The organism is Enterobacter soli (assembly GCF_964208575.1).
In the GTDB taxonomy this organism is placed as follows: domain Bacteria; phylum Pseudomonadota; class Gammaproteobacteria; order Enterobacterales; family Enterobacteriaceae; genus Enterobacter; species Enterobacter soli_A.
Map to the genome: position 1 here is coordinate 64,290 of NZ_CAXOFU010000010.1, position 14,853 is coordinate 79,142.

Annotated in this window: 11 protein-coding genes; 2 read left to right on the top strand and 9 right to left on the bottom strand. The window is 57.0% G+C overall.

What is annotated here, in order from left to right:
- Positions 1-2: 2 nt before the first annotated feature.
- The 3 genes from AB6V08_RS12190 to AB6V08_RS12200 all read right to left on the bottom strand — a co-directional run bounded on the left by AB6V08_RS12190 (position 3) and on the right by AB6V08_RS12200 (position 3,504).
- Complete coding sequence (locus tag AB6V08_RS12190; protein WP_368542889.1) at positions 3-1,973, bottom strand: alkyl/aryl-sulfatase; 1,971 nt, start codon at positions 1,971-1,973, stop codon at positions 3-5.
- A 187-nt stretch (positions 1,974-2,160) separates the two neighbouring features.
- Positions 2,161-2,775 carry an outer membrane beta-barrel protein gene (locus AB6V08_RS12195; protein WP_368542890.1) on the bottom strand — a complete coding sequence of 205 codons (615 nt, stop codon included), beginning with the start codon at positions 2,773-2,775 and terminating at the stop codon, positions 2,161-2,163.
- Between the two features lie 99 nt (positions 2,776-2,874).
- Positions 2,875-3,504, bottom strand: a complete 630-nt coding sequence (locus AB6V08_RS12200; protein ID WP_368542891.1) for a helix-turn-helix domain-containing protein — start codon at positions 3,502-3,504, stop codon at positions 2,875-2,877.
- 375 nt (positions 3,505-3,879) lie between these two features.
- Here AB6V08_RS12200 and AB6V08_RS12205 point away from each other — a divergent pair, with 375 nt between their 5' ends.
- Complete coding sequence (locus AB6V08_RS12205; protein WP_368542892.1) at positions 3,880-5,754, top strand: flagellin N-terminal helical domain-containing protein; 1,875 nt, start codon at positions 3,880-3,882, stop codon at positions 5,752-5,754.
- A 51-nt stretch (positions 5,755-5,805) separates the two neighbouring features.
- Here AB6V08_RS12205 and AB6V08_RS12210 read toward each other — a convergent pair whose 3' ends face one another.
- The 4 genes from AB6V08_RS12210 to AB6V08_RS12225 form a co-directional block, all read right to left on the bottom strand.
- On the bottom strand, positions 5,806-6,432 hold the full coding sequence (locus AB6V08_RS12210) for a LuxR C-terminal-related transcriptional regulator (RefSeq protein WP_368542893.1): 627 nt from the start codon (positions 6,430-6,432) through the stop codon (positions 5,806-5,808).
- Between the two features lie 104 nt (positions 6,433-6,536).
- Entirely contained in the window at positions 6,537-7,787 is a 1,251-nt protein-coding gene (locus AB6V08_RS12215) for an FKBP-type peptidyl-prolyl cis-trans isomerase (protein WP_368542894.1), read from the bottom strand.
- Between the two features lie 18 nt (positions 7,788-7,805).
- Positions 7,806-8,594, bottom strand: a complete 789-nt coding sequence (locus AB6V08_RS12220) for a hypothetical protein (protein WP_368542895.1) — start codon at positions 8,592-8,594, stop codon at positions 7,806-7,808.
- Entirely contained in the window at positions 8,591-8,971 is a 381-nt protein-coding gene (locus AB6V08_RS12225; protein WP_368542896.1) for a hypothetical protein, read from the bottom strand. The genes AB6V08_RS12220 and AB6V08_RS12225 overlap by 4 nt, the downstream gene beginning before the upstream one ends.
- A 440-nt stretch (positions 8,972-9,411) precedes the next feature.
- Here AB6V08_RS12225 and AB6V08_RS12230 point away from each other — a divergent pair, with 440 nt between their 5' ends.
- Positions 9,412-10,113: a response regulator gene (locus tag AB6V08_RS12230; protein ID WP_368542897.1), complete on the top strand. Its 702-nt coding sequence runs from the start codon at positions 9,412-9,414 to the stop codon at positions 10,111-10,113.
- Here AB6V08_RS12230 and AB6V08_RS12235 read toward each other — a convergent pair.
- Both AB6V08_RS12235 and AB6V08_RS12240 read right to left on the bottom strand, forming a co-directional pair.
- Positions 10,082-12,388 carry an ATP-binding protein gene (locus AB6V08_RS12235; RefSeq protein ID WP_368542898.1) on the bottom strand — a complete coding sequence of 769 codons (2,307 nt, stop codon included), beginning with the start codon at positions 12,386-12,388 and terminating at the stop codon, positions 10,082-10,084. The genes AB6V08_RS12230 and AB6V08_RS12235 overlap by 32 nt on opposite strands.
- A 98-nt stretch (positions 12,389-12,486) precedes the next feature.
- On the bottom strand, positions 12,487-14,781 hold the full coding sequence (locus AB6V08_RS12240; protein WP_368542899.1) for an ATP-binding protein: 2,295 nt from the start codon (positions 14,779-14,781) through the stop codon (positions 12,487-12,489).
- Positions 14,782-14,853: the final 72 nt, after the last annotated feature.

The following is a 14,853-nucleotide window of genomic DNA, read 5'->3' on the forward strand; positions in this document are numbered from 1 at the left end:
TCCTACGGCGTCACAATATTGAACCAGAAGGCGAAGGTATCGAGGCTGTTGAGCATCTCATCAATCTTCGTTTCATCGCCGGTGATGGTCACGTCCCCCTTCTCCTGCGCCTGCTTCAGCGTGGTCTCTTTGAGGATGATTTGGTTCAGCGTGTCGCGGCTAAGCTTGATGGTCGCGTCCGCGTCTTTCGCCACCGCGTTCGCCGTGTGGTTAAGCACGCCGTTCTCCAGCTCAAGCTTGTACTGACCGCCCTCGCTGCCTAAATCCACGTTGAACACCGCTTTCAGGTTGGCGGCCTTCACCCCGTTGAGGTGAACCCCGAGGAAATCAAAGAACATCTCCGGCGACATGGCGCGCACCGTGTCCGGGCTGGCGGTGTTTGGCGTCGGCAGCTTCTGCACGCCGTTTCGCAGCTCCTGCGCGCCGGTCAGGTAGAAGTTGCGCCACGGGCCGGATTCCGCCTGATAGCCCAGCTGTTCGAGCGCGTCCGCTTCCAGACTGCGCGCCGGTTTGTTGCCCGGATCGGCAAACACCACCTGATTCATCACCTGCGCCACCCAGCGATAGTTACCCTGCGCGTAGTCGGCTTTGGCCTTCTCCATCACGGCGCTGGCGCCGCCCATGTAATCGACATATTTCTTCGCCGCATCCACCGGCGGCAGCTCGTTGAGCGTTGCCGGGTTGCCGTTGAACCAGCCGAGGTAGAAGACATAGGTCGCCTTCACGTCATGGCTCACCGAGCCGTAATAGCCCCGGCTCGCCCAGGATTTGGCTAACCCGTCCGGCAGGGCAAAGTTGTCCGCAATCTCGTCGCGGGTCAGGCCTTTGTTGGCCAGGCGCAGGGTCTGGTCGTTGATGTAGCGGTACATATCGCGCTGGTTTTTCATCAGCTTGACCACGTTCTCGTTGCCCCAGGTCGGCCAGTGGTGCTGGGCCATGATGATTTCGGCCTTATCGCCCCAGCGCTCGATGGCGCTGTTGATGTATTTCGACCACGCCAGCGGATCGCGGATCTTCGCCCCGCGCAGAGAGTAGGTGTTGTGCAGCGTATGGGTCACGTCTTCCGCCGCTTCAATCATCTTCTTCTCTTCCACGTACCAGAGCATTTCTGAAGGGGCCTCGGAGCCCGGCGCCATCATAAAGTCATAGGTCAGGCCGTCGATCACCTCTTTCTGACCATCCTGGGTGATGTAGTTGGTCGGCTCGATGAGCGTCACCGTACCGGCGGAGGTGGTGGTTCCCAGCCCCGCCCCGACCTGGCCTTTGGCATCCGGTTTGAGCAGGTTGCCGTACATATAACTGGCGCGGCGGCTCATGGCGTTCCCCGCCATGATGTTCTCCGACACCGCCTCTTTCATAAAGCCTGCCGGGGCGTACACTTTGACCTTGCCAGCCTTCACGTCGGCTTCGTCCACCACGCCGCGCACGCCGCCGTAGTGGTCAACGTGGCTATGGGTGTAAATCACGGCGACAACCGGGCGCTTGCCGCGGTTTTTGTAGTAGAGATCCATCCCCACCTTGGCGGTCTCTGCCGATACCAGCGGATCGATAACCGTGATCCCCTCTTTACCCTCCATAATGGTCATATTCGACAGGTCGAGGTTTCGGATCTGATATACGCCGTCGGTAATTTCAAACAGGCCGCCGATATTAATCAGCTGCGACTGACGCCACAGGCTAGGGTTAACCGTGTCCGGCGCTTTCTGCCCCTCTTTAATAAAGGCATACTGCTGCGGATTCCAGATAACGTTGCCCTTTTCACCCTTAATTAATGCCTGCGGCAGCGGGGCAATAAAGCCTTTATGGGCATTGCTGAAATCGGTTTTATCAAAAAACGGCAGCTGGCCGTATAAGGCCTCGTTGGCGGCCTTCGTGCTGGCCGTGGCCTCTTTGGTTATATCTTGCGCCATTGCGGGCGACGCTGATAACAGACCGGCTACGGTCATTGCGCTAACGAGTATATTAAGCTTCATAAATCCTCTTCGGGTAATATTTACCTTGTCTGAATTAATGCAATCAGGTTATCACCCGCTCTGGCATCGGCACACGCGAATAACGTTTAAAAATAAATTACCGCCGCGCGCCGCTTATTTAAAAATAAACAAAAAACCCGACTGCGAATGCGGTCGGGCCTTTTTTATCATCGAGAACGGGCGAATATTAATCGTGCTGGCCGAAGCGGTAGGTTAATCCGGCGTTGACGGAACTCACGTCGCTGCTGACGCCAATCTGGTTCGCGTTACCGACGTTGCTCACCCACTGGTACTCCAGGCGGCCCGCCCAGTTTTTGTTGAACGCGTACTCGGTTCCGACCGCCGCAAGCGGGCGTACGCCGGTATCAAAGCGATTGTGACCACTTACATCGGACTCGGCGCGATAGGCCATCGCCCCCGCGCGGCCGTACACGTCCCAGCTGTCCGTTACCGCGTAGCTGGCCTTCAGGGACATCTGCAAACCCTGGGCTTTCATCTGCGCGCCAACGCTGTGATTCCCCTTCATCTGCATATTGCCTAAATAATCGTAGCCCCCTTCCACCGCCAGCCACGGCGTAATTTGATAGCCGGTATAAATACCGCCACCGACGTTATCATGATCGACATTATATTGATTGGAGCCGCCGTTATTATCGTGGGCTTTAGCGCCGGTGTTCGCATCAAAATAATGCGACCAGCCAAACTTCGCGCCGCTGTACCAGGTGCCCGCGTCGGCGGCGGCAAAAGCCGTGGTGGCGGTAAAGGCGTTTGCAATAATTAATGCGGAAAGTGTCTTTTTCATAGAAATCCCGTTTGCTTGAATAATTTATTTACCGCTGCAAACGATATAGACAAACGGCGCGGAGGTTAACGCCAATTCTGTTTAATTTTAAATTTCCCGTCAGAATGATTCAGGTAAATGCCCCACGGAAATCAGATATCCCCCGCGCTTAAAGTCAATATAATTACCCTGCCTAAGCGCCGAGAGAACGTTGAGAATACTGCTGCGGGATAAGAGCGTCCGGTCCTGAATATAGTCCAGAATGGTGGTGCGCATTCGCGCCTCTTCCGACAGCAATATCATCTCCTGAAGGTGGTTACGAATCACGGAATAGGTGCGCTGCTGAACCACCTGGGCATCGCGATAAATCAGATACGCGGTGTGATAGGAGAGCAGCGCCGCCACGTCCTCCCAGACGCCCTGCTCGCGGAACAGCTCTGCCGCCCGGTCGGCTTCGGCCCGCAGGATGATCGATTCCGTTTCCGCCCGCAGAATATGCCCCTGGGTCGGCTGGATCATCTCCGCGATGCCGAACAGGTGCGGCTCATACACCGTGACCAGCAGCAGCCCGTCCGAGGCGCGCAGCATCGACAGCTCCCCCTCGACGAAGAGGTACATTTGCTGGCGGCCTTTGTAGGTCCAGGTGATGCGCTTTCGCGGGATAACCTTCACCTTTTCGGCGATGGGTTCGAGGATCGCCGTCAGTCGAGCGATGGATTGTTCGGGGCGAACGGGCGGTAAAATGTGCATGACGTAACCTGATAACATCGACTACCTGCCAGTATAGACCAGAAAAACAAGGCGTTAGTCTGCTCAGAACCGGTAGCTGTAGTTCACGCTGGCGAACCACAAATGCGGATTGTCGTAGCGCCCGGCGAAGGCCGCGGGCGCATGACGCCGCCAGCATGCCAACGCACAGTAATCGTCGCTTTTTCATTTCTGGCTCGTTTAATCGTGTCTTCGGCGACAGGTATATCAGCGCAGAAAGAGTCCGTAAAAAGAAAGGGGATTTAATTTTAAATTTCGCTTACGTCACCTCTCAATATTGGGGGTGAATTTAAGCTAAATATATCCTCCGTTTGGTCGATGATATCCCAAAGCATACTAATAAAAAGCAGGCGAAAGATGGCCAGTATCATCACAAACGTCAGTTCTCTGGTAGTTCAAAACACAGCATTGAAAAATAGCTCGGCGCTGCAGCAGTCGATTGAGCGCCTCTCGTCCGGGATGCGGATCAACAGCGCCAAAGACGATGCCGCAGGCCAGGCGATTGCCAACCGTATGGGAAGCCAGATTAAGGGTCTTCTCCAGGCGCAGCGGAACGCCAGCGACGGGCGCTCGATGGCAGAGACGGCGGAAGGTGCGCTCAGCGAAATTAACCAGCGCTTACAGCGCATTCGCGAGCTTTCCGTGCAGTCGCTGAGCGAAACCTACACCCTCGAAGACGCGGACAGCATTCAGGCGGAAATCAACGTTAACCTGAAAGAGATTGCCCGTCTGAACGCGCAGACCACCTTTAACGGCAAAAACGTGCTCGACGGCAGCGCGGGAAATGTGCCCATTCAGGTGGGCGTGAACGACCAGGAAACCCTGGGCCTGTATCTCGGCAAGCCGGGCTTTAGCGTGGATGAACTGGGGCTGACCGATTTAGTGATCCGCGGGATCAGCGGCAAAGTCACGCCGACCGATCAGCTGCTGGGCACCGCCAGCAATATCTCGCTGAGCAGCGGCAGTACCAGCGTGACCTTTAATACCGCAGGCGTCACGCTGACCTCGGCCAAACTGGTGCGCAGCAGCAGCGGCATCATGTTTATTCAGGGCACCGACGCGCAGGGGAAAAACACCTATCTGACCGCAGGCTACGGTGCGTCGTACAACACTGCCACCGGCTCGGCCAGCGTGAGCGTGTCCGCCGTGACGTCTTCCCCGCTCTACGCCGATATCTCCACGCTGGCGTCCCGCACGGTGTCCGGGCTTTCGTATGTGGACAACGGCAGCGCGCCGATGAGCGCAGACGCGCTGGTGAGCAGCGGCGGTAAATACTACATCCAGCAGGGAACGGACTATTTCGAAGCCGAACTCAGCTGGGGGCCGACCGGAACCATGCAGGCCAAAGTCACCAACCCTGCCGCCCAGACGGCGATCCCGTCCCCCACTAACGTCACCGCCACGCCTGACGTTGATCTCACCAGCGCGACCCCGACGTTCCTCGACAGCAGCGGGAATGCGGTGTCCGGCGCCGCGCGGCTGGTGAGAAACGGCAGCACCTACTTTATGGAAGTGGACAACGGCGGCGGCGATTTTCGCTACTACGCCGCCTCCGTTTCCGTCAGCAGCGACGGCGGAACCCCGGCCGTGACCGTGCAGGCAAACACCACCGCGAACAACGCCTTCACCGACGTCGCCACCGTCAGCGGCACTTCATACGTGACCATCGACCCGGATAAAATGCAGCTCAACTACACGGACAACGCGGGTCAGAGCTTCGCGAACGTGCTCGCGCGCGACGCCGACGGGAACTACGTGATGAACCTTGGGGCCGACGGTAAAACCGCCACGCTGGTGAAGCAGACGGATGGCTCAATGCTGATCAAAACCCTGAACGGCAGCGGCGACGTGCAGATTTACTATCCCAACAGCTACACCGCCTTCACCGACGCCGCCACCGGCTGGACGACCATCAACCTGCGCGAAACCGACGACGGGATCCGCCTTCGCAACCCGGATAACCCGCTGGCCGCGCTGGATGCCGCCATCGCCCGGGTGGACGCTCGCCGCAGCCAGCTTGGCGCGACGATGAACCGCCTCCAGTCCGCCCAGAACGTGCAGTCCGCGACGTCCACCGCGCTCAGCACCTCGCGCTCGCGCATTGAGGACGCCGATTACGCCGAGGAAGTGTCGAAAATGTCCCGCGCGCAGATTGTGCAGCAGGCGGGCAACTCGGTGCTGGCAAAATCAAACCACCAGCCGGATGCAGTGATGTCGTTATTGCAGGGGTAAGTCTGGATTGGGATACACGAGAGCCTCGGATCCTGTTCGGGGCATTAAGGTTTACAGCTCGTGTATCTTCAATTCGAAGAGGTCGCGATTATTTTTGATATCCAGTTTCATCATGGCCTGCCGTTTTTGAGTGCTGATCGTTTTGACGCTGCGGTTTAAATGCTCGGCAATTTGCGTCACGCTCAGCCCATTAAGCAGATGCTTAATCACGGTCTTCTCTTTGATCGTCAAACGCTGGCTAACGAATGGAACGTCAAATCTTATAACCCTGTTATTTATGCGGCTATGGCTAACTCCCCCGTCAAGCTTTCTTCGGACGCGGTGAAGTACGGTGAGAAAACTTTCTGCCGGCAGCGTTTTGCAAAGATATCCTTCAATCATGGGATAGCATTGCTCGGCGATATTTTGATGGGAAAGGCTGTCGCCCATCAGAATCAGCGCGGCATTCGGCTGCTGCTGGTGCAGCCGCTGGACCAGCGCCGGTATTTTGGTTTCGCCGCCGGGACATGAACAGTCTAATAACAGTATGTCAGCAGGCCCGATGCTCAGTGAGAAAAGTAATTCTTCGCCCGTTCGGCAAATATCGATCACCTTCAGCATAGGCTCCGGGTCTATCACCATTTTCAGACCAGCCTGAAAGATAGGATGATCGTCAAGAATAATGATGTTTTTAATCATCATAATTTCCTTTTTTTAGTGAATATGGACATTAAAAAAAGCGCCATTCATTAAGACATGGCGCAGGGAAATCCCTTTTGGTAATGGCAGCCCCCTGCCGAAAGTTAAAGCACAGATAGTATTTTTATTTTTAATACCAGCGTCGCGCCCGGCGGAATTAAGGGTTCCGAGCCCTGTTCGCCAAAGGCCAGCTCAGGCGGCAGAATAATTTCCAGTTCGCTGCCCACCGTATTCTGACTGAGGATTTTGCTCACGGTCGGAAGTAGCGTATCGATTTTGAGCTGCTGAACGTCATTCTGCTCCCCGCTTTTATCAAACACGGTGCCGTCGGCCAGCTTGCCCGTGATGAGCATCTCCACCGTGCTGTCTGCCTTCAGCTTTGCGCCTTCCCCTTTCTTAATGACGAAGTAATAAGCGCCATCCATCTCTTTCATGCCCTGCCGTTTTTGCGTTTCCTTAATCAGCTTCTCGCCCACCTTCTTCTGCTCGCTGACGGTCTGCATTTGCTGCTGCTGGCGATCGCCCACTTTTTCATTCAGCTGGCGGTCAAGATCGCTGACAAGTTCGGCGATTTCATCTTTAGGTAACGCAATACGCTGGCTAAACGCATCCTTCAGACCGGCGAGCACCATCGGGCGGTCGGGCTCAATCCCTACCTCCTGCTGCGTGCGTAAGATCCTTACGATATCGCTGGCAAACGCCACGCCGTTGGCATAAGACATTTTTTGCTCGGGGGTCTGAGGCTTAGGCGTCTGCTGTTTTTCGAGCAGAACGTTTTTATCCGCCTTGAGCGCCTCAATCTGCTGCGCCATCTCACGTGCGCTGGCCTCTTTTTCCTTTAGCTGCTCGGTCAGCGCCGACTGGGTCAGGGTGCGGGAATCCTCCAGCATCTGCTGGGCGGCAACCTTCGTGCGTAGCTCCGCCAGCTCTCTGTCTGAACTTTCGTGCTGCGCCTGTGCTTCCGTCAGCGCGCGCTGTAGCGCATCCAGCTTCTCGCGCTGGGCGGCCATTGCCGTCCTGTCAACCTCTGACGAACGCAGTTGAGTTTGCAACGCCTGGATTTCCCTGACGTGCTTATCCAGCGTCTCTTTGTTAAGACGCTGCTGTTCTGAAAGGGATTTTTCCAGCGCCTGCACGCGCTGATTCTCTTTCACCTGCCCGGTCGTCGCGGGCCGCAGCGCAGGCGCACGGGTCACCGAAGGCTTGATCCACGGCTGCTTTTTCTCCGTGTCATCAAACAGCGAATAGGGAATGGTATTCTCCGAGTTATAGCCTGTCAGAGGAGCTTCGGCCGCGGAGATCCGCGGGCTCAACGCCAGGATAGCGATGCAGAAGCTGAGTGTGGTTAATCTCATGTTTGTCATTTCTGCACCTTATGATGTGGAGTGGGTCTCAAGAAGCTGTTCTGCCAGCTGGCGGGCCTTTAGTGCTTTCCCCTTGCGCGACGCTTCGGCATACATTCGTAACTTCATTTTTTCCGCCGTGCGCTTCAGGCGCTCGTCGCGGCTGTTGTGGGCAGCGGCGTTGTACCAGGCAAAGGCGAGCTCCGGCTGTGCAGGCACCCCTTCACCGGCCTGGTACGCGCCCCCCAGATTAAACTGCGCAAGGGCGTTGCCCTGCATTGCCGACTTGCTGTACCAGTAGTACGCCTGCCGCGCGTCTTTTTTTACGCCTGCGCCCTGGGTATATGCCGCCCCAACATCGTTTTGCGCCTGCGCGTCTCCCTGCTGAGCGGCCATCAGCAGCCAGTGAAATGCCTGCTTTGGATCGGTAACCAGCGGGCCTGAGCGATGATAGCGGGCCAGCAGCTGCTGGGCGCTGACGTTGCCCTGGTCGGCGGACGCCTCCAGCCAGCGGCGCCCCTCAGCGGAGCGCTGTTCCAGAAGGAGCCTGCCAAGCTGAAACTGGGCTTCCGGCTGCTGTTTATCCGCCGCAGCGCGCAGCAGCGGCTCGGCTAAGGCCTCTTTTCCGGCAGAGAGCAGCCACGTACCGCTACGCTGCTGGGACTGCACGTCGCCGCGCTCGGCCTGCGCGTGTACCGCCGCCACCTGCTGATGAAATTCATTGAGCAGCGCAGGCGGAGAGGATTTAACGGGGTCAACATGGCTCGCGCTGCAGCCTGCCAGAAACACCATACCCAGCAACGGCGTTATTCTTTTCATTGCCCAGCGCCCTCGCCAGATTGCGACAGAATAGATTTATACAGGGTGATATGAATATCCTGACATTCCTGCGCGAGCCGTGACTGAAATACGCCATCAACCACGCTCGTGATGTCATTCGATACCTGATCCCGCGTGAGCAAATACCTGGCGCTGTTATTTAACAAAACGGTCAATCTGCCGTTATGCTGTTCATAGCGCGCAGCATCGTATTGTTTTATTACCGCCAGCTCGTCCTGGCAGACTTGCAGTGGCCTTGCGGCCCCGGCCTGGGTTGAGGCAGGCGATGGGGCACCCGTATACCCGGCGCAGCCAGCCAGCACCAGGACACCACAGGCGAACATAAGTCGTCTGAGATCGGCAGTTAAACGCGTCATATTCACTTCCGTATAGTGGGGGCTAATTTTACTCGCTGAATATTTCGACGTGCGGTGCCGACGCTGTCGGTAATATAAAAAATAACGCACGCAGAATTTCACTTAAATCGGTAAGCGTCAGCAAATACAAATAATTTAATTCCCGGATGTAATAAAAAAATATTTTTAATTGGAGTAAGCCTCGCTGAAAATGATATGAAAAAGCGCGCGACGGGCGAAACAAGAGCAGTCTCAAAACCGCCAAAAAGTAAACCGGAGGGAGGATTATTCATTCCCGAGCAGAACGGAATTTTGGCTGTGCGGCGCGTAATGATTTAACGCGCCGTAAGGCGGAAACCCTGCTAAATTTGGGCTTGTAAAAAAAGAAGCGCCAGCCGATCTTTGTTCAGAAAATACCTTATACTTGTAGCCATTTTAAAGATGAAACAGAGTGATTTGAGATGAAGGATTTCGCGAAAAAAAATATCTCCATTACCTTACTGGACGATCACTTTTTAGTCTTACGCGGATTACGCGACGTTCTAACCGAAAATCCGGCATTCAACGTCACCGGCACGTTCACCACCAGCGACGCGTTTTTCAATCATCTCCAGTCCACCCCTTGCCACGTGGCGATTGTGGACTACGAGCTTGCGCCCTCGGATATGGACGGGCTGAATCTCATTAAAACTATTCATCGCCGTCACCCCAACATCGCCATTTTGGTGGTGTCTGCCCACTACAATCCCGCCACCGTCGCGCTCTCCCTTCGCAGCGGCGCAAAAGGCTTCATTGGTAAAAACCGACCGTTTGAAGAGTTGAATAAAGCGATAAACGAGCTGACCGCCGGGCGAGTCTACCTTGAGCCTGAAATGACCCAGCGTCTTGCCGAACAGCAGCATCACGGGGAGGTGCTCATCAGCGGTAACCTCAGCACCGACAATATTAAGGTCGCGGTGTCGTTAAAAATGCTCTCGCCTAAGGAGCAAGAGGTCATTCGCTGCTTTCTGACCGGCATGACGGTCACCGACATTGCCGAAAAATTCTCCCGAAGCCTCAAGACGGTCAGCGGCCAGAAGCAAAGCGCGATGCGTAAGCTGGGCCTGAAGGCCGACCATGAGCTGTTCATCATTAAGGATGAGCTGCTGAAAGGTGGCGTTTAAGCTGCTCAATCCAGCCCTCCCCTTCAGCTACTGAGGGTATATTGTCCTCGCGCACGTGCTGCTCAAACGCGGCGGCGCACTCTGCCAGGGCGTGTTTGTCATAAACCAGAGCGGCGCCGTGCAGGCGATGAAGATGATGCAGCATCCAGCGCGTATCCTGCTGCTTTAGCGCCTCTGCGAAGCCCGCAATATCCTGCGAAAGCCAGCCCGCGATTTCCCCCTCCGGCACCACATTGATATCGTCTACCCGCACGCTGCCGTCCGGCTGACACCAGCGCATGAGCATTGAAGAGAGGCAGGTCAGCCGCAACGGCTTGGTTAGCAAGGCCTGCATACCGCTGTCGAGACATTGCTGCTGATGCGCAGAGCCGCTCAGGGCGGAAATGGCGACAATCGGCGTCCTCTCAATGTCCTGAGCGCGTTCGAAGGCGCGTATTCGCCGCGCGACGTCATAGCCATCGATGTCGGGAAGGTTGCAGTCCAGCAATATGACATCGTAATAGTTTTCCTCGGCGAGCAGCGCCAGCGCCTGCCTCCCATCGCCGGCGATATCGTAATGACAGTTAAGCGCCCCCAGCTGCGCCGCCATCATCACCTGGTTCGCGGGGTGATCCTCCACAATCAGAATGCTGGTTCCTTTCACGAATTTTTGCAGGGTAGAGGGTTCGCTGACGTCCTCCCCCGGCGTGTCGCAGAAGATAGCCGGCAGCTCAACGATAAACGTCGCCCCCTCTCCCGGCCGGCTTGTGAAGCGCAGCCGCCCGCCCGCTAATTTCACCAGCTCCCTGCAGATATATAATCCCAGACCGCTGCCGTTGTAGGAGCGCGTGGCGGCAGTATCAGCCTGCGTCCAGGCCTCAAACAGCGTGGGCTGCGCCTCGTACGGGATCCCAATGCCCGTGTCGCGGACGGTAAAGCGTAAACCTTCGGCTTTATCATAAGGTTCTGAGCAGACCCGAAGCGTGATGCCGCCCGTTTCGGTAAACTTGATGGCGTTCAGCAGCAGGTTGCTGATGACCTGACGCAGGCGGTTCGCGTCCCCCACGATCCACTGCCCCACCAGCATCGTATCGAACGTCACCTCCAGCGACAGGCGCTTTTCAGCCGCCAGCGGACGGTGCACCGCCACCAAATCATCCACCAGTTTTTTCAGTGAAAAGCACTGCCTGCCCAGGACAAGCTGGCTTTGCGACAGCTTGCTGTGATCGAGGATATCGTTCAGCAGATCCATCAGGTGCTTCGATGAGCTGTGCGCCAGGGCCAGATACTCGCTGCGCTGCGCCGGAGGCCCGGGCAGCCGGAGCAGCTCCAGCGCGGCAATCATTGCATTCATCGGGGTCCGGATTTCATGGCTCATCACGGCCAGAAACTGGCTCATCCGCGCCTCGCTGGCCACGGCCCGCTTGCGGTGCCAGAGCGCGCGCCACAGCGCCCATGCCAGCCCGAGAAGCAGTAGCGCGATGAGCGTCAGCTCCAGCGGGTAAAGGCCAAAAATCATGGCGGCGGTGAGCTGCCCGATCTTGAGATCGCCAATCCACTGGCTGAACATGGCGTCGGTGCGGCTGGCGGGCATCCCGGCCAGCGCCTTATCGACAATGACCTTCAGCATCGGCCAGTCGGGCGCAACGCCCATGTGCAGGCCCGCCACCAGCGAGGGAAGCTGCCCCGCCACCACCAACTTGCTGCCCAGGCTGCGGTAGAGCAGCGGACGCACGATCAGCTCCGGGCCAATGGCGACGTCCGCTTCCCCCTCTCTTACGCTGCGTAACAGGGCAGGCATATCCTCCTGAGGAAACAGATCTATCTCAGGATGAAAGCGGCGCAGCCAGCTCTCGTACTCGCTGTCCTTACGTACCGCAACGCGTTTACCGCGCAGATGCTCAAGCGTGCGTAAATTGCTGGCATCGTGGCGTGTCACCATCAGCGCGTTCATGGTGATCCAGCGCTGGCTTGAAAGCCACTTTGCGCGGTCTGCTTCCGCCATTAAAGAGGGGGCGAGATTGGTCACCAGCGCCGCGTTTTGCGGCTCGGCGGCGAGCCGGAAACGCAGTCCGGTCATTTTTTCTATCTGGTCGAGGTATGCGCGGCTCAGGCCGAAGTGCCTGCCCCGGTCGATATAATCAAGGGGCCAGTTCTGCTGCACGCTATAGCGAATGACGGGATTTGCCGCCATCCAGGCCTGCTCCTCCTCACTGAACAGGGACGTGGCCCGGGCGCTCATGCTCAGGAGGGACATCGCTATTACAATTAATAACGTTGCAACGCTGGACGGCATAACCATTTTCTCAATTCGCTACTACAGGTGTCGGTGTCAATGAGCAGCAATTGAACAAAAAATGGTCTTACCTTAACTACGAGAGCACTCTTAAATCATTAGTCTTTACCGGGATTAAGGGGCGAGCAAAGCGCCGTCAGCCGCTCACGCCACTCCTCGGGCCGCCACTGCTCGGGGGGCCATTCAGCCCGCAGGCGGCTTTCAATCGAGCCCGCGTACTCCGCCAGGGCGTCCAGCCGGTACATCAGCGCCACGCCCTTTATGCGGTGAATATGGTGGATCATGTGGCGAGTGTCCTGCCGCTCGCTGGCCGCGACAAAATCCTGCACGTCTTCATGCAGCGACTGCCAGACCTCTTCCGAGGGCTGGGCGGGCATGTCGTTATCCACCGCTTTTACGCCTGCCGGCGGGAACCACTTCTGCAGCTGAGCGGCGAGGTCGCCCAACCGAATCGGCTTGGTCATCACCGCATCCATGCCGCTTTCACGGCAGCGGGCGAGATGGCTGGCAGACTGCAGAGCCGAAATGGCGATGATGATTGACGGGTCGCGCTGCTGCTGTTGTTCTAACCGCCTGACCTGCTGCGCCACGGCGTATCCGTCCATTCCCGGCAGACCGCAGTCCAGAAGAATGACGTCGTAGTAATTCTCGTCCTCAAGCAGCTTCAGCGCGCTTTCACCGTCTTCCGCCAGCTCGTAATGGCAGGCTAACAGAGCAAGCTGCTCGGCCAGCAGCAGTCTGTTCGCCACGTGATCTTCCACCACCAGCACCGAAAGCTGCCCTGCGAAATCCGGCATTGTCTGCGAACCGGAGCCGCTGTCCCCCTCTACGGCTGGCGCTGGCTGCAGCGGCAGTGCTATCGTTACCGTCGTCCCTTTTCCAGGGTCGCTCTCAAGCTCAATCGTGCCCTGCATCTGTGTGACCAGAGAGCGGCTGATGTACAGGCCAAGACCGCTGCCCCCCGCGTGGTGATCGCCCTGCTGCCACGCCTGCATCAGCTTTCTTTTCAGCGCCGGCGATACCCCTATCCCGCTGTCCCGCACGCAAATACGCAGCGTCCGATCGTCATCACTGACTCGCAGCCTGACGCTGCCGGTGTGGGTAAATTTGATGGCATTTGAAATGATGTTATTGACCACCTGCCGCAGGCGATGGGCATCGGAAAGGATCCACTGCCGCGGTTCGCGACGGGCATCCTCCATCACGAGCGACAGCCCTTTACGCTGAGCCGCGGGGCGCTGGCTGTCGATAACCGATTCCAGCAGCGCGCCGGGCTCAACCGGTTCAAGGGTGAGTGCCAGACGATTCTGGTTAATTTTCTCGTGATCGAGCACGCTGTTCAGCAGTTCCATCAGATCCTGCGAAGACGCATAGGCGAGGTCGGCATACTTCTGACGCTTATCGCTGCTGCTTTGCTGAAGCAGCTCCAGCGCAGCGATAATGGCATTCATCGGCGTTCGCACCTCATGGCTCATGACCGCGAGGAACTGGCTTTTATACTGCTCGCTTCGGATAGCGCGGCGTCGCGAAACCCAGGCAAAGCGCATCGCCATAAGCAACAGCAGGATCAGCACACCAATGACGATCAGCGGGTAGCGATATTGCCATAAAACAAACAGCAGAGTCGGCGTGCCAATATCCACCACGCTGACCCAGTGCGCGAATAAACGCTCGGCGTCACGGGCGGTGATGTTCGCCATAACGCTGTTGAGAATGTCCCGCAGCTCAGGATAGGCGGGATCGACGCCCATATTTACGCCGCTGACCATTTCCGGGATCTGGGCCACGATGCCGAGCTGGTTGATGTAGTGGCGCTGCAAAATGGGCAACACCACCAGCCCAGACGCAATCGCCGCCACGTTCTCCCCCGTCTGAACGGATTTTAACGCGCTGGCCACGTCCGGCTTAACGCTGAGGCGAATGGCAGGATAGTGCTGGCGGATCCACTGGGCATATTCCCCGTCTGCCGCCACCGCGATGTTTTTGCCCTGCATCTGGCCGAGCGTACGCACCTGAACCTGATCTTTTGTGGACACGATAATGGGCATGGTATTGACCCACGGGAAGGTCAAAAGCCACTGCCGACGCTGATCGTCGTTCAGTAAATTGGCGGTAATGGCGCTGTTCATCATGGGCTTATGCGCCCCGGTCTGCTCAGGAGGAACATAGATAAAGGTAATGCCCGTGCGCCGGGTGACTTCATCCAGCACTTCCCGGCTCAGCCCGGTATGCTTACCGTCACGCACGGATTCCTGGGGCCAGAGGTTTTTTACGGTGTAAAACACGCGCGGATGGGCATCAATCCAGGCCTGCAACTGGGGTGTAAATTGCTGTTTCGCCATGCCCGGTAAGGACACGGCAATCAGCATAATCAGGAACCACCAACGTAGCATTAACGATCCTTTACCGGCTCAAACGTCATCTCGTAAGTTATGAAATTTTAGGCAGGTAAAGGAGAGCGAGTA